General features: G+C 64.0%; 19 protein-coding genes. 14 read left to right on the top strand and 5 right to left on the bottom strand.

Annotated elements, in window-relative coordinates; translation table 11 throughout:
- The first annotated feature begins 207 nt into the window (after positions 1 to 207).
- The 4 genes from pyrH to RY1_RS03955 all read left to right on the top strand — a co-directional run bounded on the left by pyrH (position 208) and on the right by RY1_RS03955 (position 3,261).
- A complete protein-coding gene (pyrH, locus tag RY1_RS03970) occupies positions 208 to 936 on the top strand; it encodes a UMP kinase (RefSeq protein ID WP_072802142.1) in 729 nt (242 codons plus the stop codon).
- 61 nt (positions 937 to 997) lie between these two features.
- Positions 998 to 1,555 (top strand): ribosome recycling factor, encoded by a 558-nt coding sequence (gene frr, locus RY1_RS03965; protein WP_072802141.1) that lies wholly within the window; start codon positions 998 to 1,000, stop codon positions 1,553 to 1,555.
- Between the two features lie 24 nt (positions 1,556 to 1,579).
- On the top strand, positions 1,580 to 2,551 hold the full coding sequence (locus RY1_RS03960) for a phosphatidate cytidylyltransferase (RefSeq protein ID WP_084727147.1): 972 nt from the start codon (positions 1,580 to 1,582) through the stop codon (positions 2,549 to 2,551).
- Positions 2,548 to 3,261 (top strand): class I SAM-dependent methyltransferase, encoded by a 714-nt coding sequence (locus tag RY1_RS03955; protein ID WP_072802140.1) that lies wholly within the window; start codon positions 2,548 to 2,550, stop codon positions 3,259 to 3,261. Before RY1_RS03960 ends, RY1_RS03955 begins: the two co-directional genes overlap by 4 nt.
- On the opposite strand, the gene RY1_RS03950 is transcribed toward RY1_RS03955, so the two are convergent.
- Positions 3,258 to 4,097, bottom strand: a complete 840-nt coding sequence (locus RY1_RS03950) for an HpcH/HpaI aldolase/citrate lyase family protein (RefSeq protein ID WP_072802139.1) — start codon at positions 4,095 to 4,097, stop codon at positions 3,258 to 3,260. The genes RY1_RS03955 and RY1_RS03950 overlap by 4 nt on opposite strands.
- Before the next feature lie 106 nt (positions 4,098 to 4,203).
- Positions 4,204 to 4,626 (bottom strand): LapA family protein, encoded by a 423-nt coding sequence (locus RY1_RS03945; protein ID WP_072802313.1) that lies wholly within the window; start codon positions 4,624 to 4,626, stop codon positions 4,204 to 4,206.
- Positions 4,627 to 4,909: 283 nt separating this feature from the next.
- Here RY1_RS03945 and rlmN point away from each other — a divergent pair, with 283 nt between their 5' ends.
- On the top strand, positions 4,910 to 5,974 hold the full coding sequence (gene rlmN / locus RY1_RS03940) for a dual-specificity RNA methyltransferase RlmN (protein WP_218019773.1): 1,065 nt from the start codon (positions 4,910 to 4,912) through the stop codon (positions 5,972 to 5,974).
- A gap of 73 nt (positions 5,975 to 6,047) precedes the next feature.
- Here the strand turns inward: rlmN and RY1_RS03935 are convergent, their stop codons facing one another.
- A complete protein-coding gene (locus tag RY1_RS03935) occupies positions 6,048 to 6,317 on the bottom strand; it encodes a DUF2631 domain-containing protein (protein WP_072802137.1) in 270 nt (89 codons plus the stop codon).
- Between the two features lie 153 nt (positions 6,318 to 6,470).
- Here RY1_RS03935 and puuE point away from each other — a divergent pair, with 153 nt between their 5' ends.
- On the top strand, positions 6,471 to 7,421 hold the full coding sequence (gene puuE, locus RY1_RS03930; protein ID WP_245819469.1) for an allantoinase PuuE: 951 nt from the start codon (positions 6,471 to 6,473) through the stop codon (positions 7,419 to 7,421).
- A gap of 1 nt (position 7,422) precedes the next feature.
- Here puuE and RY1_RS03925 read toward each other — a convergent pair whose 3' ends face one another.
- Positions 7,423 to 7,953, bottom strand: coding sequence for a DUF1990 domain-containing protein (locus tag RY1_RS03925; RefSeq protein ID WP_072802136.1), 531 nt, complete (start codon positions 7,951 to 7,953; stop codon positions 7,423 to 7,425).
- 102 nt (positions 7,954 to 8,055) lie between these two features.
- Between RY1_RS03925 and dxr the strand changes: the two genes are divergently transcribed.
- The 5 genes from dxr to RY1_RS03900 all read left to right on the top strand — a co-directional run bounded on the left by dxr (position 8,056) and on the right by RY1_RS03900 (position 14,391).
- The gene (gene dxr / locus RY1_RS03920) at positions 8,056 to 9,192 is read left to right on the top strand and encodes a 1-deoxy-D-xylulose-5-phosphate reductoisomerase (protein WP_072802135.1); all 1,137 of its coding nucleotides are present in this window, start codon (positions 8,056 to 8,058) and stop codon (positions 9,190 to 9,192) included.
- An 8-nt stretch (positions 9,193 to 9,200) separates the two neighbouring features.
- Positions 9,201 to 10,415: a M50 family metallopeptidase gene (locus tag RY1_RS03915; protein ID WP_072802134.1), complete on the top strand. Its 1,215-nt coding sequence runs from the start codon at positions 9,201 to 9,203 to the stop codon at positions 10,413 to 10,415.
- 62 nt (positions 10,416 to 10,477) lie between these two features.
- The gene (gene ispG / locus RY1_RS03910; protein ID WP_072802133.1) at positions 10,478 to 11,617 is read left to right on the top strand and encodes a flavodoxin-dependent (E)-4-hydroxy-3-methylbut-2-enyl-diphosphate synthase; all 1,140 of its coding nucleotides are present in this window, start codon (positions 10,478 to 10,480) and stop codon (positions 11,615 to 11,617) included.
- A gap of 75 nt (positions 11,618 to 11,692) precedes the next feature.
- Entirely contained in the window at positions 11,693 to 12,529 is an 837-nt protein-coding gene (locus RY1_RS03905; RefSeq protein ID WP_072802132.1) for a GNAT family N-acetyltransferase, read from the top strand.
- 50 nt (positions 12,530 to 12,579) lie between these two features.
- A complete protein-coding gene (locus RY1_RS03900) occupies positions 12,580 to 14,391 on the top strand; it encodes a penicillin-binding transpeptidase domain-containing protein (RefSeq protein ID WP_072802311.1) in 1,812 nt (603 codons plus the stop codon).
- A 13-nt stretch (positions 14,392 to 14,404) separates the two neighbouring features.
- On the opposite strand, the gene RY1_RS03895 is transcribed toward RY1_RS03900, so the two are convergent.
- A complete protein-coding gene (locus tag RY1_RS03895; protein ID WP_072802131.1) occupies positions 14,405 to 15,274 on the bottom strand; it encodes a helix-turn-helix transcriptional regulator in 870 nt (289 codons plus the stop codon).
- Positions 15,275 to 15,367: 93 nt separating this feature from the next.
- Between RY1_RS03895 and map the strand changes: the two genes are divergently transcribed.
- The 3 genes from map (at position 15,368) to RY1_RS03880 (ending at position 18,699) form a co-directional block, all read left to right on the top strand.
- Complete coding sequence (gene map / locus RY1_RS03890; protein WP_072802130.1) at positions 15,368 to 16,243, top strand: type I methionyl aminopeptidase; 876 nt, start codon at positions 15,368 to 15,370, stop codon at positions 16,241 to 16,243.
- 72 nt (positions 16,244 to 16,315) lie between these two features.
- Positions 16,316 to 17,995: a cobyric acid synthase gene (locus RY1_RS03885; RefSeq protein ID WP_245819468.1), complete on the top strand. Its 1,680-nt coding sequence runs from the start codon at positions 16,316 to 16,318 to the stop codon at positions 17,993 to 17,995.
- Between the two features lie 137 nt (positions 17,996 to 18,132).
- Positions 18,133 to 18,699 carry an alpha/beta fold hydrolase gene (locus tag RY1_RS03880; protein WP_072802129.1) on the top strand — a complete coding sequence of 189 codons (567 nt, stop codon included), beginning with the start codon at positions 18,133 to 18,135 and terminating at the stop codon, positions 18,697 to 18,699.
- Positions 18,700 to 18,728: the final 29 nt, after the last annotated feature.

Raw genomic sequence — 18,728 nt, 5'->3', positions numbered from 1 at the left:
CGATGCCGTTCGTTCGACTCCGGTCGAGCGAACGGCATCGTCGTGTGGGGCCGCAGTGTCCTCGGTGGGCCGGCTGTGTCGGTCCTACGCGACATCAGTCGATGCGGTTGCGTCAGGAGCGGCCCCGATAGGGCAGGATAAGACAGAGGGTGCCTGAAAGCGCCCGATTTACCGTGCGCATTCGACAGGCGAGAACCGAGGAGAGCAATGACCGATCCCGCCACCGACCGCCCCGGATTCAAACGTGTGATGCTCAAACTGGGTGGTGAGATGTTCGGTGGAGGTCAAGTCGGCCTCGATCCGGATGTCGTGAACAACGTCGCCGAGCAGATCGCCGAGGTTGTCTCCACCGGAGTTCAAGTTGCCGTCGTCATCGGCGGCGGAAACTTCTTCCGCGGAGCCGAACTGCAACAACGAGGCATGGACAGATCTCGTTCCGACTACATGGGTATGCTCGGAACGGTCATGAATTGCCTTGCACTGCAAGACTTTCTGGAGAAGCAGGGGGTTGCGACCCGCGTGCAGACCGCCATCACCATGGGACAGGTCGCCGAGCCGTACCTTCCGCTGAGGGCCCGCAGGCATCTCGAGAAGGGGCGCGTCGTCATCTTCGGTGCGGGCATGGGAATGCCGTACTTCTCCACCGATACCACTGCAGCTCAGCGTGCCCTCGAGATCGGTGCCGAGGTACTGCTGATGGCCAAGGCCGTCGACGGGGTGTACTCGGCGGATCCGCGGCTCGACCCGAACGCCACGATGTACGACTCGATCAGCCACCGCCAGGTCATCGAGAAGGGGCTGAAGGTCGCGGACGCCACCGCATTCAGCCTGTGTATGGACAACCAGATGCCGATCATGGTCTTCAACCTCCTGACGCAGGGCAACATCGCTCGCGCCGTCGCGGGTGAGAGGATCGGAACGCTGGTCACGTCGTGACCAGTACCGAGAACATGCTTGGACACGCTCGAACACGAACGAGGACGATGGAGGACAGGCCGTGATAGACGAAGCTCTCTTCGACGCCGAGGAAAAGATGGAGAAGGCGGTCACCGTCGCACGTGACGACCTGTCCGGGATCCGAACCGGGCGAGCCAACCCCGGCATGTTCAATCGAATCGTGGTGGAGTACTACGGGGCACTGACCCCCATCACCCAGCTGGCGAGCATCAACGTTCCCGAAGCGCGCCTGGTGGTCATCAAGCCCTACGAGGCAGCGCAGCTGGGCCCGATCGAGACCGCCATCCGCAATTCGGATCTCGGTGTCAATCCGACGAACGACGGCAACCTCATCCGAATCGGCGTTCCTCAGCTGACAGAAGAACGACGACGCGAGTTCGTGAAACAGGCCAAGGGTAAAGGCGAGGACGCCAAGGTCTCCATCCGTAACGTGCGTCGAAAGACGATGGAGGAGCTCAAGCGCATTCAGAAGGACGGCGAGGCGGGCGAGGACGACGTCGTCCGCGCCGAGAACGAGCTGGACAAGACCACGTCCAAGTACACCGCGTCGATCGATGAATTGGTCAAGCGTAAAGAAGCCGACTTGATGGAGGTCTGACCTCGTTCGACGGAACTGTAGACGATGAAGCAAGGAGATGGCGTCGTGGTGGGATCGGAACGACCACGAGGGTCAGCCGCACCCGATCCCGACGACCGGGTCACCCCGCAGGCTGCACCTTCGGGGGCAGGGAGCCAGGGCGTGCCGAACACCCCGACAGCCACTGATTCGAAGTCCCCGGGACGGGCCGGGCGCAACCTTCCCGCCGCGATCGGCGTCGGTGGGGGGTTGGGAATAGCTCTCATCCTCATCATGGTCTTCGTGCCCCTGGTGTGGATCGGCGTGGTTGCAGTGGCGCTCGCCGTCGCGACCTACGAGGTGTCCAAGCGGCTGCGTGAGGCAGGGGTTCTCGTCCCCCGGATTCCGCTGATCCTCGGAGGCCAGGCGATCATCTGGCTCGGGTGGCCCTGGGGCACCACCGGAGTGCTGAGTGCGACCGCGGGCACGGTTCTGGTCTGCATGGTCTGGCTGCTGCTGCAACAGGGGCTGAATTCGGCACCGAAGAACTACCTTCGAGAGTTGGCCATTACCGTCCTGGTCGCGTGTTGGTTGCCGTTGCTGGCGTCGTTCGCTGTGCTCATGGTGCTGGCCGACGACGGAGCAGGCCGCGTTCTGGTGTTCCTCATCGCGGTGGTCTGCTCCGATGTGGGCGGCTACGTCGCCGGAGTCCTCTTCGGCAAACATCCCATGGCGCCGGCCATCAGTCCCAAGAAGTCGTGGGAAGGACTCATCGGCTCCCTGCTGTTCTGCATCATCGGATGTCTGCTGACCGTCACGCTCATTCTCGATGCGAACTCGATGATCGGGATATTGCTGGGTGTAGTTCTCGTGGTCACGGGCACGCTGGGTGACCTCATCGAATCTCAGGTGAAGCGGGACTTGCGAATCAAGGACATGGGCACGTTGTTGCCCGGCCACGGCGGCATCATGGACCGCCTCGATTCACTTCTACCCTCGGCGTTCGTCGCCTGGTTGGTATTCACGGTTCTTCTGTGACTCGGCCACACACGATTCCCAGCCCGAACATCTGGAACTGGCCGGGGTTGTACGAGGCGGAGAATCGCGCACAGGACGTCGACGGCCGGATTCCCGATGCCGTGCGTCGTATTGCGCCGTGGGCCGGGTCGACGATCGTCGACGTCGGCTGCGGAACCGGATTCCACCTGCCGGAGTTCGCAGCGCTCGCAGATCGTGTCGTCGGGGTCGAGCCGCACGAGCCCCTGTTGGAGGAGGCTCGACGCCGCGTCTCTTCGTACTCGAACGTCGAGATCGTCGCAGGCCACGCCGAGTCGCTACCCCTGGACTCGGATTCGGCCGACATCGTCCACGCCAGAACTGCGTACTTCTTCGGCGCCGGAAGCGGCCCCGGCATCGTCGAAGCGATGCGCGTGCTGAAGCCGGGCGGAACGCTCGTGGTGGTGGATCTGGATGTGTCGGCTTCGCCGTACGGGGACTGGATGAAGGCAGATCTACCGAAGTACGACTGCGTTGCCGTCGAGTCGTTCTTCCATGCGCAGGGCTTCGAACTCGAACGCGTCGATACCCGGTGGCAGTTCGACGATCGCGAGACGTTGCGCGCTGTGCTGGGAATCGAGTTCACCGGACGCACAGCGGCCAGGGCTGCGAAGAGCATCCCTGGCCTCGGCTTCGACGTGCGGTATCGACTACATTGGCGGCGTAAGCCGACCGGACTCGAACGCGTCTAGCCTGCTTCGATTCCGAACACCTCGGCAGCGTCGCGGATCTTCAACGCTTTGGCGAGGCGCGGGAGATCGCTGCCGTCCTTGACTCCGGATCCGTCGATCCCGAGCGCGTCGATGACCTCGTCGGCCCAGGTGACATCACTCGGTGCGGGCGCGAGTTCGCGGTTGACGATCGGAGCCTGCTCGGCGTGCATACAGAGCTTGCCGGTCATACCCATCGACAAGGTCAGTGCGGAGTCTCGCGCCAGGATGCTCTCGTTCGCGGCAAGCGTCGGACCGTCGATCGGGCCGGGCAGACGCGCAGCTCGGCTGGACACCACCAGACGCGAACGTGGGTAGGCCATTGCCAGGGGCTCATCGCTCATTCCGGTGTCACGTCGAAAGTCTCCGCTTCCGAATGCGAGGCGAAACGTGGAATCGGCGCGTGCGATTTCGGGTGTTGCCTCCAGCCCGACGGCGGACTCGACGAGTGCGAGAATCCGGGTGCCCTCCGCGAGTCGGGCCGCGGATGCGTCGACCTGGTTACCGCTCTCGGTCTTGGCCAGCATGACTCCGGCAAGACCCTTCAGACCCGACAGGGCTGCCAGGTCGTCGGCCCAGAACGACGTCGTCGCGTCGTTGATGCGGACCCACGCAGAATTTCCCGCCTCGAGCCATGCGACCACTGCCTCACGTGCTGCGGGCTTGGCGCTGGGGGACACCGCGTCTTCGATGTCGAGGATCACCGCATCGACATCCGATGCGATCGCAGCGGAAAAAGTCTCGGGTTTGGTTGCGGGAACCAGGAGCCACGAGCGTGCACGCTCGGTCGCTACGCCAGAGGTCACTGGGGTCTCCATGAAAGTGGTCACGTCAGGCTCCTTGCGGTGAGTTCGGGCACGCTCAGCCTGATCGATTCAGTTCGACAAGGCCAGCTTCTGTGCATAGTGTTCACCGGCTGGTCGGTTACTTGCGTTTGGCTGCGCGTCTGATTTGCAGGATGCGGACTCCACCCGCCAGGGCCATCACCAAGGCTCCCGCGATGGCAGCGAGCAGCATGCTCACACCGAGCGGAAGCTCGAAGGTCCAGACGAAGATGTTCACCGGAACCGCATCCAGATTTTGCAGGATGAAGATCAACAGAATAACCAGAACGACGGCGCCGACCACTAATCCAGTCCATGTAGCTGCGGCTCTGGTGTGCGCGATGCCTTCCGGTGAGGTGCCCGCGGGGCGGCGGACGTCGGTGACATCCTCCGGGTCGGGCGCGCTGTGGTCCTCGGAGTCAGGTGTCGTGATGGGAGCCGGGCCCCGATCGTCGTACGTCGAGGGGACCGTAGACGGCTCGGGGAACTTTCCGTCGTTTCCGTCGCCTGCTGCAGTGGACATGTGTCGAATCCTTTCGCACGCGGGTGCCGAATGCACGTTCATTCGCTGTCGATTCGGTTACCCTTCGGCGACGGAGCGGAAACCGCCGCGAATAGGCGAGATCCCGCAGGGGTGGGACACTGGAGTCACTATGAGTGATTCCGCGACCGCAGCCGACAGAACCGCAGCTGAGGGCTCCGCGCCCGCCGACTCTTCCACGCGTGCCGACTCTTCTACGCGTGCCGACGCTCCGAAGCAGGCGAGGCCTTCGCTTCCGTTGGTGTTCACCGACAAGCGCCGAGGAATGCCGCCGCGCCATCTGGCGGATCTGGACCGAGAGGGCCTGCGGGCCGCGGTCGAGAAACTGGGTCTGCCTGCGTTTCGAGCGGATCAGCTCGCGCGCCACTACTACGGCAGGCTCGAAGCCGACACGACGAAGATGACCGATCTTCCTGCCGCGGTGCGGGAGAAGGTCGGAGCCGATCTGTTCCCGACGTTGCTGACGGCCGTCAAGCATCTCGCCTGCGACGACGGTGACACCCGTAAGACCCTGTGGAAAGCCAACGACGGCACGTTGCTCGAGAGCGTTCTGATGCGGTACCCGGATCGGGCGACGTTGTGCATCTCGAGCCAGGCGGGCTGCGGCATGGCATGCCCGTTCTGTGCGACCGGGCAGGGCGGACTCGACCGCAACCTCACCACGGCCGAGATCGTCGACCAGGTTCGTTCTGCGGCAGCAGATCTGCGTGACGGTGTCGTGCACGGGGGAGAGGGCCGTTTGTCCAACGTGGTGTTCATGGGCATGGGTGAGCCACTCGCCAACTACAAGCGCGTTGTCGCCGCGGTCCGCAAGATCGTCTCGCCTGCACCGGATGGCCTCGGTTTGTCGCAGCGTTCGGTGACGGTGTCGACGGTCGGGTTGGCGCCCGCGATCCGCAAGCTGGCCGACGAAGGGCTGTCGGTGACGCTTGCGGTGTCGCTGCACACCCCCGACGACGAGTTGCGCGACACTCTGGTTCCGGTCAACAACCGGTGGTCCGTCGCCGAGGTGCTGTCCGCGGCACGGTATTACGCGGACCAGACGGGCCGTCGAGTCTCGATCGAGTACGCGATGATCAAGGAGATCAACGATCAACCGTGGCGCGCGGACATGCTCGGCAAGAAGCTGCACAAGGCTCTCGGGTCGCGGGTTCACGTCAACCTGATTCCGTTGAATCCCACTCCGGGCAGCGAATGGGATGCCAGTCCGAAGGATGTCGAACGGGAATTCGTCCGGCGCGTAATTGCGCAGGGCGTCTCGTGCACCGTCCGCGATACGAGAGGTCAGGAGATCGCCGCGGCCTGCGGCCAGCTCGCAGCCGAGAACTGAGCAGTACACGACTTTCGCGCGAAAGAGCCCGGCACGTGAATCGCGTGCCGGGCTCTTTCCCGTCGAATGTCTGTCAGCGTGGTTTGCGACGCACGATCACGTCTCGGACGACCAGCCCCACGAGAGCAACCGCGAATCCGATCAACCACAGATCCTCGACTTTGCCGGTGTGGTTGCCGTGCATCATGAACAGCAGGAAAGCTGCGATGACCAGGGCAGCGATTCGCATCGCCTTGCCCGACTCGCCGCTCCATCCCCAGTCTGCCGACGGAACCTCGGCGATGTCCTCGTGGGTGTACTCGACCGGGTCGTACGAAGCGGGGTCCAGCTCGGTTTGTGCCACCGGTCGATCCTCTCGGGTCAAATCACGCCGTACGGTCGGCGTGCTCGTGTGCGACCAATATTTGCATACGACCGTCCGTCGTAGCCAGTAGGGGCGCGCTGGCGCTCGTCGAGTACTCGGCGGTGGCCGCTGTTTGCTGGGAGACTGCTCGTCGTGACTTCGGACAGACGCATCGATCGGCTCGTCCCGTATCCCCGCGACTTGATCGGTTACGGGCGGACGCCGCCGGATCCGCAGTGGCCCGGGGAAGCGAACATCGCCGTTCAGTTCGTGCTGAACTACGAGGAGGGTTCGGAGAACAATGTCCTCGACGGCGATACGAAATCCGAGACGTTTCTGTCCGAGATGATCGGTGCGCAGGCGTTTCCCAACCGTCACATGAGCATGGAGTCGTTGTACGAGTACGGATCCCGTGCCGGTGTGTGGCGTGTTCTGCGTGCGTTCGAGCGGCGAGAGCTCCCCTTGACGGTGTTCGCGGTAGCCCGGGCGATGCAACGCAACCCGGAGGTGGTCGCCGCCGTCGTCGAGCAGGGGCACGAGGTCGCCTGTCACGGCCTCCGATGGCTGAGTTATCAACTGATCGACGAGCACGTCGAGCGTGACCACATGGCGGAAGCCGTCGAGATACTCACGGACCTGACGGGCAGTGCTCCGCTGGGTTGGTACACGGGCCGAGACTCACCCAACACCCGGTCGCTCGTCGTCGAGCACGGCGGTTTTCTCTACGATTCCGATTCGTACGCCGACGATCTGCCCTACTGGGAACGCGTCGGACGGGGATCGGACACCGTCGACCACCTGGTGGTGCCGTACACGCTCGATACCAACGACATGAGGTTCTCCTCGCCCGGCGGATTCTCGACGGGCGACGAGTTCTTCGCTCACCTCCGCGATGCGTTCGACGTTCTGTACGCAGAGGGAGAGGCCGGGGCGCCGAAGATGTTGTCGGTCGGACTTCACTGCAGGTTGGTGGGCCGCCCGGCTCGCATCGCAGCGCTCGAACGCTTTCTCGATCACATCCAGTCCCGCGACAAGGTGTGGATCGCACGACGGGTGGACATCGCGCGGCACTGGACGAGCACTCACCCGCCGGTTGGGTTGTGAGTCAGAACGCAGCGCGCCGGAGCGCGGCGAAGTATCGATCGGTGGCCAGGCGTTGAACCACACGACCGAGAGGGCCACCGAGTCGGGTGAACCACCGGCCCGGCCGTGAAAATGCCGCGATGTGGGCCGTGACCGCACGGCTGTCGGGGTCGAATTCCACGACGAACAACTCTTCGCCCTGCTCGGGATGGCCGGGGAGTGTGCCGTAGGCGAACCCACGGCGATTCGGCTCGTCGATCACGGCGACGACTCGGCACGGAATCCGTACCGGACCGATCCTCATCAACACCGTCGAGCCCACCTCTGCCGCTCCGGACGTGGCGTCGACGGACAGTCCGGCACCTCGGTGCATGCCCCACGACACGAGCGCGTCGGCGGCCGCGCGGAACCCGTCACGGCCGTGTCCGATGGGTTCGCGCCGATCCACGTGGTGATAGCCGGTGGGCAACGGTCCGGCGGTGCGGCCGACCTCGCTGTAGGTGAGCTGCAGAGAGTCGTACCGGGAGAGGTCCACAAGGGTCGAGACTGCCATGGCCGGTGGACGCATAGCTGATTCTCAGGCTCGATCAGCAACAATGGACGAGTGCCAGAGCCCCGAACGTCTCCCGACGCCGCATCCGACCGCCCGAGACGAGTGCTGCTGCTGGGCAGCACCGGTTCGATCGGAACGCAGGCGCTCGCGGTCATCGCAGCGAATCCTCACCTGTTCGAGGTCGTCGGGCTGGCCGCTGGGGGCGGCAATATCGAGCTTCTGCGAACCCAGATCCGAGATACCGGAGTCGAGGCGGTAGCTGTTGCGAATCCGAATGCCGGGGCGGAATTGGGGCATCGGGACGTTCTGACCGGCGAACGCGCGGTGACCGAGCTCGTCGAATCCGTCGACGCGGACGTCGTCCTCAACGCATTGGTCGGGTCACGTGGCCTCGAGCCGACGCTTGCTGCTCTGAAATCGGGGGCGACGCTCGCGCTTGCCAACAAGGAGTCGCTGGTGGCCGGCGGTGAGTTGGTGCTTGCTGCCGCTGCGCCGGGTCAGATCGTCCCGGTCGACTCGGAGCATTCGGCGTTGGCTCAGTGTCTGCGCGGGGGCAGGGGAGCCGAGGTCGATCGGCTGGTGCTGACAGCGTCGGGCGGCCCGTTCCGCGGCTGGTCCGACGTCGAGTTGAAGTCGGTCACTCCTGAGCAAGCAGCGGCGCATCCCACCTGGTCGATGGGGCCGATGAACACGCTCAACTCGGCAACTCTGGTGAACAAGGGACTCGAGCTGATCGAGACCCATCTGCTGTTCGGTGTGCCGTACGACCGTATCGACGTCACGGTCCACCGTCAGTCGATCGTGCACTCGATGGTGACGTTCTTCGACGGCTCCACCATCGCTCAAGCCAGCCCTCCCGACATGAAACTGCCGATCGCACTTGCCCTCGGTTGGCCGAACCGGGTTCGGGACGCGGGCCGCTCACTCGACTTCACGACGGCGTTCTCCTGGGACTTCGAACCTCTCGACGACCGCGTGTTTCCCGCTGTGCAGTTGGCACGCGAAGCAGGGATCATGGGAGGGGCCATGACTGCGGTCTACAACGCCTCCAACGAGGTGGCTGCGGAGGCTTTCCTCGCAGGTCGCATCGATTTTCCGCAGATCGTGCAGACTGTCGGCGACGTCCTCGCCGCGGGAGGCACGGAGTGGTCGTCGACGCCGACTACCGTGGACGATGTGCTTGCTGCCGATTCCTGGGCTCGCGGGCAGGCCCGAACCCTCTTGAACCAGAAGGACTAGGGACAACGATGGTGTTCGTATTCGGCGTCATTCTCTTCGCGTTGGGCATCACGGTGTCCATCGCGCTGCACGAAGCCGGGCACATGTGGACCGCGCGCGCGACCGGCATGAAGGTTCGTAGGTTCTTCGTCGGATTCGGCCCGAAGGTCTTCTCGTTTCGTCGGGGCGAGACCGAGTACGGACTCAAGGCGATCCCCGCGGGAGGCTTCTGCGACATCGCGGGCATGACGGCGATCGACGAGCTAGCGCCCGACGAGGTCGAGCGGGCGATGTACCGACAGAAGACGTGGAAACGGCTTGTCGTGATGCTCGGCGGAATCGGGATGAATTTCGTTCTCGGATTTGTGCTCATCTTCACACTCGCTGTCGGATGGGGTCTGCCGAACCTGAATCCGCCGACCGAAGCCATGGTCGGAAATATGCCGTGCGTGACGCCGACCCAGAACGAGAATCTGAGCTTCCCGGAATGCTCCGGACCGAGTCCCGCCTACCTGGCAGGCATTCGGCAGGGAGATGTGATCGTCTCGGTCGGCGGCACCGAAACCCCGACGTTCGCGGACGTCGTCGCCGCGACTCAGCCTCTGTCGGGCACAGTGCCTTTCGTCGTCGAGCGTGACGGCGGCGAGCTGACATTCGGAGTCCAGGTTCAGCAGGTGCAGCGTTACGTCACCGATGGCACCGACACCGGTCGAAAGTCCGCGATGGTCGGGGCGGTCGGAGTCCAGATGGAGACCTTCGGGGCCACCACGTACAACCCGCTGGCGGCAATACCTGCGTCGTTCGCATTCACCGGTGACATGTTCGTCGAGACAGCGCACCGCCTGGTGCAGATGCCGAGCAAGGTCGCCGATCTGTGGACCTCGGTCACCGGAGGCGAACGCGACCCCGAGACGCCGATCAGCGTCGTCGGAGCCAGCGTCATCGGTGGGCAACTCGTCGAGCGGTCACTGTGGCCCGTATTCGTGATGTTGCTCGCGAGCCTGAACTTCTTCCTCGGCATCTTCAATCTGCTGCCATTGCTGCCCCTCGACGGCGGGCACATGGCGGTCACGATCTACGAGCGAATCCGCAACTTCTTCCGTAACCGCCGCGGGCTGCCGAACGGTGGCCCGGTCGACTACATGAAGCTCATGCCCGTCACCTACGTGGTGATCGTGATCGGCGGCGCGTACATGCTGCTCACTCTCACAGCGGACATCGTGAACCCCATCCAATTGTTCTAGCTAGACTCGTGCTGGTAGCTAGGAAAGAAGGCAACGAAGTGACTGTCTCAGTCGGATTGGGAATGCCGGCACCGCCGGTTCCCGTACTCGCCCCCCGCCGCAAGACCCGTCAACTGCAGGTCGGATCGGTCGGTGTGGGAAGTGATCACCCCATTTCCGTTCAGTCGATGTGCACCACCAAGACTCATGACATCAACGCCACGCTCCAGCAGATCGCGGAGCTGACTGCGTCCGGTTGCGACATGGTGCGTGTGGCGTGCCCCACACAGGACGACGCCGACGCGCTGTCGATCATCGCGAAGAAAAGTCAGATCCCGGTCATCGCCGACATCCACTTCCAGCCGAAGTACATCTTCGCGGCCATCGACGCCGGTTGCGCTGCGGTACGCGTCAACCCGGGCAACATCAAGGAGTTCGACGGTCGCGTCAAGGAAGTTGCCAAGGCCGCAGGCGATGCCAACATTCCCATTCGCATCGGCGTCAACGCCGGGTCACTCGACAAGCGAATGATGGAGAAGTACGGCAAGGCCACTCCGGAGGCGTTGGTGGAGTCGGCGTTGTGGGAGGCCGGTCTGTTCGAGGAGCACGGCTTCGGAGACATCAAGATCTCGGTCAAGCACAACGACCCGGTGATCATGGTCGCTGCATACGAGCAGTTGGCGGCGCAGTCCGATTACCCGCTGCATCTCGGCGTCACCGAGGCGGGGCCCTCGTTCCAGGGGACCATCAAGTCCGCTGTCGCGTTCGGGGCACTCCTCTCGCGAGGCATCGGCGACACCATTCGGGTGTCGCTGTCGGCGCCGCCCGCCGAGGAGATCAAGGTCGGAACACAGATTCTGCAGTCGCTCAACCTTCGGCCGCGAAGGCTCGAGATCGTGTCGTGCCCCTCGTGCGGCCGGGCTCAGGTCGATGTCTACAAGCTTGCCGACGAGGTCACCGCAGGTCTGGATGGCATGGAGATCCCGCTACGGGTGGCCGTCATGGGATGTGTCGTCAACGGTCCTGGCGAAGCCCGTGACGCGGACATCGGAGTCGCGTCCGGTAACGGCAAGGGGCAGATCTTCGTCAAGGGCAAGGTCATCAAGACCGTTCCGGAGGCACAGATCGTGGAAACCTTGATCGAGGAAGCGATGCGCATCGCCGAAGAGTTCGAGGACGGCGAGAGTGCAGAGTCGGGCGCTCCGGTCGTGACAGTCGGCTGAAGTACACATATCGCGGCCTCGATCTGGCAATCTGTCTTCTATGACGGTGGATGCGTTGGTCAGGAGGTGACCTAGGTGCTCAAACTCCTCGGCGCGAAGCCCTTGAGTGGCAAGGACACTGCCAACGTATTGCGGGTTCTCGACGCCGACCCCATCGCGTCGTGCATGATCGCCGCGCGTGTTCAGGAGTCCGGGCTGGATCCACGCTCGTTTCACGGAGAGATGTGGAGCCGTGGCGGCCCGGATGAATCCTTGTGCTTCTACGGCGCCAATCTGGTGCCGCTCCTCGGTTCGGCGGACGACCTGCGGTCCTTCGCCGACCGAGCGTGTCGGGGACCGCGGATGTGTTCCTCGCTCGTCGGTCGAGCGGAACTGACACTTCCGCTGTGGGAAATGCTGGAGGCGGACTGGGGAGCAGCGCGCGAACTGCGCAGCGAGCAGCCGTTGCTGGCGACCTCTCAGTACTCGGTGTATCCGGCCGATCCACTCGTTCGACTCGTGCGTGCGGACGAACTCGACGTCTACCTCAGTGCCGCCGTCGCGATGTTCATCGAAGAAGTCGGTGTCGATCCTCGTGCCAACGACGGCGGACGTGGATACCGACGACGAATCGCAAGTCTGATCGCCGCGGGCCGCGCGTGGGCGCGGTTCGAGGACGGCCAGGTCGTGTACAAAGCCGAGATCGGGTCGCAGTCCGCCTCGGTGGGTCAAATCCAAGGTGTGTGGGTTCATCCCCTTTGTCGTGGCAAAGGCCTCGGCTCCGCGGGCACCGCTGCCGTCGTCGATTCGGTCGTCCGTAGTGGACGAGTCGCGAGCCTGTACGTGAACAGCTTCAATTTCGCTGCCCGTCGGGCCTACGAACGTATCGGCCTCACCCAGGTTGCGACGTTCACCACAGTTCTGCTCGACTGACCGCGATTCGTTGACGTCGGCGCCGCAGTCGCCGAACTACGATGAGCGCGATGAGATTCTCCCCTGTCCGGCGCGGTCGCCGGTGTGTCACCACCTCGGTGGTCGCCGTGCTGTTCGCCGGATCGGTGGTCGCGTGTACCCCGCGGCCGGACGGGCCCGAACCCGCCGCGCAGTCCTTCCTCGATGCATTCTCCGCACGCGATATAGGCGCCGCATCCACCGACACCGATCGCCCGGAGGCGGCAGCCACTGCTCTCGGCGACGCGTGGGAGAATCTTCAAGCCGAGTCTCTCGACGCTCGAACCACCTCCGTCCGTGTCGACGGCGACACCGCGACGGTGGGCTACACCTACGACTGGCATCTTCCCAAGGACCGAGTCTGGACCTACGACGGTGAACTGCAGATGGGGCGAACCGACGGCCGATGGGGTGTTCGGTGGACCTCGACCGACATCCACCCCGATCTCGGCGACACACAGTCGATGGCATTGCGTTCCACCGCTGCGCCGCGTGCACGCGTCAACGAACGGTCCGGGTCGGATGTGCTCGTGCCGGGAGTGGTCCACCGCATCAAGGTGAACGCTGCCGAGTCCGACAACATCGTCTCGGCCGCTACCGGATTGGCACGGGTGCTCGCGCCGTTCGACTCGTCCATTTCCGCGCAGAGCATCGTCGAATCGGCGACCTCGACGAAAGGGGACTACCCGGTCGCACTTCTGCGCGACGAGGACTACCAGTCCGTCGCGGCGACTCTGGCTGCTCTGCCCGGTGTGTCGGCCTCCGACGAATCCGATCTGATCTCCACCGATCGCACGTTCGCACCCGACCTCGTCTCGCAGGTCAAGAAAACCGTCATCGACGAGGTGGACGGCAAGGCAGGCTGGAGCGTCGTCACGGTCAACCGCAACGGCGTCGACATCGACGTGCTCACCGATACTCCGCCCGAGCCCGCGCCGTCCTTCTCGATCAGCCTCGATCGCAACATTCAGGTGGCTGCGCAGAATGCGGTGAACGCACGCGTCGAGCAGGCGATGATGGTGGTCATCCAACCATCGAACGGTGCGATCCTCGCCGTGGCACAGAACAAGGAAGCCGACCGGGACGGACCGGTGGCGTCCGCTGGTCTGTACCCACCGGGTTCGACCTTCAAGATCATCACCGCAGGCGCTGCTATTTCATCAGGGCTTGCCACTCCCGACACGACAGTGCCCTGCCCGGGGCGTATCGAGATCGGTGAGCGAAGCATCCCGAACTACAACGAGTTCTCTCTCGGCAACGTGTCGATGGGAACGGCATTCACGCGTTCGTGCAACACCTCGTTCGCCAAGTTGGCCAGCGAGATGCAGCCCGACGCGTTGACCGTTGCGGCGTCGCAGTTCGGTGTTGGCCCGGACTACGACGTCGTGGGGCTGCCCACCGATTCCGGGTCGGTGCCGCCGGCTGAGGAGCTGGTGCAGCGCACCGAGGACGGCTTCGGTCAGGGAAAGGTGGTCGTCTCCACGTTCGGAATGGCATTGGCTGCAGCGACCGTCGCGCACGGGTCGACGCCGGTCCCAGGCCTGCTCGTCGGGAGGGAAACCACTGTCGACGGGGATCACCCACCGATCTCGCCGCAGATGGTCGACGGGCTGCGCGGAATGATGCGTTCGGTCGTCACCAGCGGCACCGCGGAGCGCATCGCCGACCAAGGTGAGGTGTACGGAAAGACCGGTGAAGCGGAGGTCGAGGGTGGCTCGCACGCGTGGTTCGTCGGTTACCGAGGAGATCTGGCGTTCGCCACTCTTGTCGTGCGCGGGGGCAGTTCGGACAATGCCGTTGCGGTCACTCGCGAAATGTTCGAACAGTTGCCCGACGGCTATTGAGCCGGCAGGCGAATCAGGGCAGTAGTCCGGCGCGGCGTGCTGCGACCACGGCTTCGTGACGGGTGCGTGTGCCGGTCTTGCTCATCGCGGTTCTGAGATAGGACTTGACCGTCTCGGCTTTCAACGACAAGCGCTCCGCTGCTTGTGCATTGGTGCATCCGAGTGCGATCTGTGCCAGCACGTCCTTTTCGCGAGCGGACAGCGTCAGTCCCGACTGGTGGGCGCCCGGGTGCAGCGCGTACGCGATTTTCTCGGACAGAGTTGTCAATGCGGGGCGGAGATCGGTCTCGGCCGATGACGAGGTGAGGGTGCGCAGTTCGGCATGAACATCACGGAGTAGTTCGGTGACGGAGGAGGACTCCGGACCGCCGGTTCGTGTGTCGAGCATGCGAAGCCGCCGGTCCACCTCGTCGCGGATCGCTATTTCTTGCGACAGTCGCTTCGATGCCTGTACCAGCGTGTCCGCGACTCGGCCGCCGATCGGCCCTCGCTCCCGCACCGCCGCGTACATCACGGCCCTGGCCGCTCCTGCGACGACGACCGGGACTGCAACGATGGATCGCAGGCCCTCGCCGAGCACCGGGCGGTCGTAGTCGTGGGTGATGTACTGCGAGCTGCCGTAGTCGCTCACGGCTGCGGGAGCTCGCTGATCCATGACGCGTCCACCGAGCCCGGATCTGGTCGGGATCAGCAGGCCGTCGAGGCCGCGAGTGCGTGTGCCGTGGAATTCGCTCAGGTGCAGCGTGTGGGCCGATATTTCGCCGCCGAACACGACCGGAACGCCGGAGGACTGCGCAATTCGGCGCAGCTCTGCGCGCAGAGCATCCCCGTCGCGCGGTCGTAGCAGGTCGGTGGGTGACACGAGCGGCTCCTTCGGATCCATGTGGCCTGAATCATAGATGCAGCCGTGGGTGCGGGTGCAGCTTGCTACCACGCGAACACCGGTGGCGCAGCCGCAACGACTACCCTGTTATTCATGTCTGTGACCGCCGAGAGCAAGCCCCGTCAGCCGCTCGTGCCGGGTGTTGTATCGCCCATCCTTCCGGTGCCGAAGTCGATCGAGCGACCTGAATACGCCTGGAAGCCCACTGCCAAGGAAGGCCGCGAACCGTGGGTGCAGACTCCCGAGGTCATCGAGAAGATGCGTGTCGCGTCGAAGATCGCAGCGCGTGCCCTCCAAGAAGCAGGTAAGGCCGTCGCCCCCGGTGTGACGACAGACCAACTGGATCGTATTGCTCACGAGTACATGATCGATCACGGCGCGTACCCGTCGACGTTGGGCTACAAGGGATTTCCCAAGTCGTGCTGCACGTCGCTGAACGAGGTCATCTGCCACGGAATTCCGGACTCGACGGTCATCGAGGACGGTGACATCGTCAATATCGACGTCACTGCATACATCGACGGTGTGCACGGTGACACGAATGCGACGTTCCTCGCCGGCGATGTCTCGGAGGAGGCGCGGTTGCTCGTCGAGCGGACGCACGAGGCCACGATGCGTGCCATCAAGGCCGTCAAGCCCGGTCGCGCGCTCAATGTCGTCGGCCGGGTGATCCAGTCGTATGCACATCGATTCGGATACGGCGTCGTCGAGGACTTCACGGGCCATGGCATCGGAACCACGTTCCACAACGGTCTGGTGGTGCTCCATTACGATCAGCCCAGCGTCGAGACGATCATCGAGCCGGGTATGACCTTCACGATCGAGCCGATGATCAACCTGGGTGGCATCAACGCGGAGATGTGGGACGACGGTTGGACGGTGGTCACGCACGATCGCAAGTGGACGGCGCAGTTCGAGCACACGCTCGTGGTCACCGAGACCGGTAGCGAGATCCTCACCCTGCCGTGAGTGGAGCCTGCGGAACGAACAGTGGGTGCACGGTGTGAGTGGAGCCTGCGGAACGAACAGTGGGTGCACGGCGTGAGCGGCGCCTTGCTGGTTGCGGGTACGACGTCGGATGCGGGTAAGAGTGTTCTGGTGGCGGGCATTTGCCGGTTGCTTGCGCGTCGGGGCCTGTCGGTTGCGCCGTTCAAGGCGCAGAACATGTCGAACAATTCGGTGGTGACGCTCGATGGGGGAGAGATCGGCCGGGCGCAGGCGCTGCAGGCGAGGGCGTGTGGGCTCGAGCCGAGTGTGCGGTTCAACCCTGTTCTGTTGAAGCCCGGTAGTGACCGGACGTCGCAGTTGGTGGTGCGTGGTCGTGCGGTGGCTCAGGTTTCGGCGTCGAACTATATCGAGCACAGGCAGGCTCTTCGTGTCGTGGTGGCGGCCGAGCTCGACTCGCTGCGAGAGCAGTACGATTTCGTGATCTGTGAGGGGGCTGGTTCGCCGGCCGAAATCAATCTTCGCGCTACGGATCTCGCGAACATGGGGTTGGCGACGGCCGCCTCGCTGCCGGTGATCGTGGTAGGCGATATCGACAGGGGTGGAGTACTGGCGCACCTCTATGGAACAGTCGCTGTGCTCGATCCGGAGGACCAAGCGCACATCTGCGGTTTCGTGATCAACAAATTTCGCGGAGACCCGAGTCTGCTTGCGCCTGGTCTCGAGCAGCTGGAGGAGCTCACGGGCAGGCCGACGTACGGCGTGATCCCGTTCTCCGATGAATTGTGGATGGATGCCGAGGATTCGCTGGGAACGGTGGCGGACGCTCCGGTGGGGCGGCCTCGTCCGCCGGAGGGTAGCCAGTGGCTGCGGGTGGCGGCAATCCGGTTGCCACGCATCTCCAACACGACCGACGTCGAGGCTCTCGCGTGCGAGCCCGGCGTGTCGGTGCACTGGGTCACCGAGCCGTCGAGACTGACCGATGTGGACATGATCGTGGTTCCGGGCAGCAAATCGACTGTGGCAGACCTGGACTGGCTGCGTCGAACCGGATTGGCCGACGCGGTTGTCGCTCATGCGTCGGCCGGACGGCCGGTGCTGGGAATCTGCGGTGGTTACCAGATGCTCGGTCGTTCCATCGTGGACGGCGTCGAGTCGTCGACGGTCCGCACGGACGGTTTGGGTTTGTTGGATCTCGATATCGAGTTCGATCGGGACAAGGTCTTGGACAGTGTGACGGGGTCGTCGCCGTTCTTCGAAGCAGATACCGTCTCGGGATACGAAATTCATCACGGACGAGTTGTGCAGTCCGGGGACGAGGCACTGTTGATCTACTCCGATGGCAGGGTGGAGGGGAGCGCGCGCGGTTCGGTGCTCGGCACACATTGGCACGGACTTCTCGAGTCCGATGGGTTTCGACGCTCGCTGCTGCAATGGGCGGCAGCCCGTTCCGGGCGAGACGGATTCGTCGTTGCGGCAGACACCTCCGTCACGGAGATGCGGGAGCAGCAACTCGATCTGCTCGCCGATCTGGTCGAGCAGCACGTCGATGTCGACGCTCTGCTCGAGATCATGGCACGTGGTGTGGGGGACAGCCCGCGTCGGGTTGTCTCACGCAGTGGCCCTGCGAGGTCCGGCCCATCCGCCGCTGGCGAACACCGCAGCCAAGGCGAGGGGAATCGCGGCCAGCAGCAGCGTTCGAGGTGTGTCGACGAGGAAGTTACCCACCTCGCGCCACCAGCGCTGCCAGGTGATGAATACCGCGCCGAGCCCTAGCGATCCGTTCATTCGATACCGGCGAACAAGCTCGGCATGACCGTCGGCGAGTGGAAGATCATGCTCGCCCACGAAGGCGACACAAGTGTTCAGCGGTTGCAGTCGACGCCGACCGGCCGTGCAGTAGCGTCGTAGCCATGGATTACAAGCAAGTGGCGGCCCGTGGTGGGAGCTGTTCCGTGCGCATAGCGGGGCCGGAATCGAGGCATGCGGTGTTGCTGCTTCCCGGTGTGGGCGACAGCCCGGACCTGTACGACGGTGTCGCCGAGCGATTGCACAACTCGGATCTCAGAACCGTTGCGGTGGAGGACATCACCGGACTGGATCACGACGGTGTTCTGGCCGTGCTCGACGAGCTGTCGCTCCCGTGGGTACACCTCGTCGGTAGCAGGGAAGGGGCCGAACTCGCGTGGGGACTTGCGGCGCGCACCTTCGGCCGATTCGCCAGCCTTGTCGTGTGCGATCGTGGGCATCCAGCCGTCGCCGACGACCGAGGGGTCGTGTTGTCGGCCGATTGCCCGCCGGTGGAATTGCCGACAACCCTGATGATCGGTTCCTCACTGCGGCGGGCGAGCGCCGATGGGAGCGGGCGAGTGGTGTACTCGGAGTTCCGAGTCGTTCAACTCGACGGAATCGCCAACATTCCCGCTGATGCAACGGCGGAACTCGCCACCGAGATCGTGCTCCGCACCAGCCCGTGGTGATGCGGCTACGCCCCCGTGCACGCAGAGTT

Origin of the sequence: Rhodococcus yunnanensis NBRC 103083, assembly GCF_001895005.1 — a bacterium.
Classification (GTDB): domain Bacteria; phylum Actinomycetota; class Actinomycetes; order Mycobacteriales; family Mycobacteriaceae; genus Rhodococcoides; species Rhodococcoides yunnanense.
This window is presented reverse-complemented; position numbering and strand designations above follow the sequence as displayed.

Bases quoted from the DNA above. Each gene is read 5' to 3' on its own strand.
- pyrH (WP_072802142.1), top strand. From the start codon at position 208: ATGACCGATCCCGCCACCGACCGCCCCGGATTCAAACGTGTGATGCTC.
- RY1_RS03960 (WP_084727147.1), top strand. From the start codon at position 1,580: ATGAAGCAAGGAGATGGCGTCGTGGTGGGATCGGAACGACCACGAGGG.
- RY1_RS03950 (WP_072802139.1), bottom strand. From the start codon at position 4,097: ATGGAGACCCCAGTGACCTCTGGCGTAGCGACCGAGCGTGCACGCTCG.
- RY1_RS03945 (WP_072802313.1), bottom strand. From the start codon at position 4,626: ATGTCCACTGCAGCAGGCGACGGAAACGACGGAAAGTTCCCCGAGCCG.
- rlmN (WP_218019773.1), top strand. From the start codon at position 4,910: ATGCCGCCGCGCCATCTGGCGGATCTGGACCGAGAGGGCCTGCGGGCC.
- RY1_RS03925 (WP_072802136.1), bottom strand. From the start codon at position 7,953: ATGGCAGTCTCGACCCTTGTGGACCTCTCCCGGTACGACTCTCTGCAG.
- RY1_RS03915 (WP_072802134.1), top strand. From the start codon at position 9,201: ATGGTGTTCGTATTCGGCGTCATTCTCTTCGCGTTGGGCATCACGGTG.
- ispG (WP_072802133.1), top strand. From the start codon at position 10,478: ATGCCGGCACCGCCGGTTCCCGTACTCGCCCCCCGCCGCAAGACCCGT.
- RY1_RS03900 (WP_072802311.1), top strand. From the start codon at position 12,580: ATGAGATTCTCCCCTGTCCGGCGCGGTCGCCGGTGTGTCACCACCTCG.
- RY1_RS03895 (WP_072802131.1), bottom strand. From the start codon at position 15,274: ATGGATCCGAAGGAGCCGCTCGTGTCACCCACCGACCTGCTACGACCG.
- map (WP_072802130.1), top strand. From the start codon at position 15,368: ATGTCTGTGACCGCCGAGAGCAAGCCCCGTCAGCCGCTCGTGCCGGGT.
- RY1_RS03880 (WP_072802129.1), top strand. From the start codon at position 18,133: ATGGATTACAAGCAAGTGGCGGCCCGTGGTGGGAGCTGTTCCGTGCGC.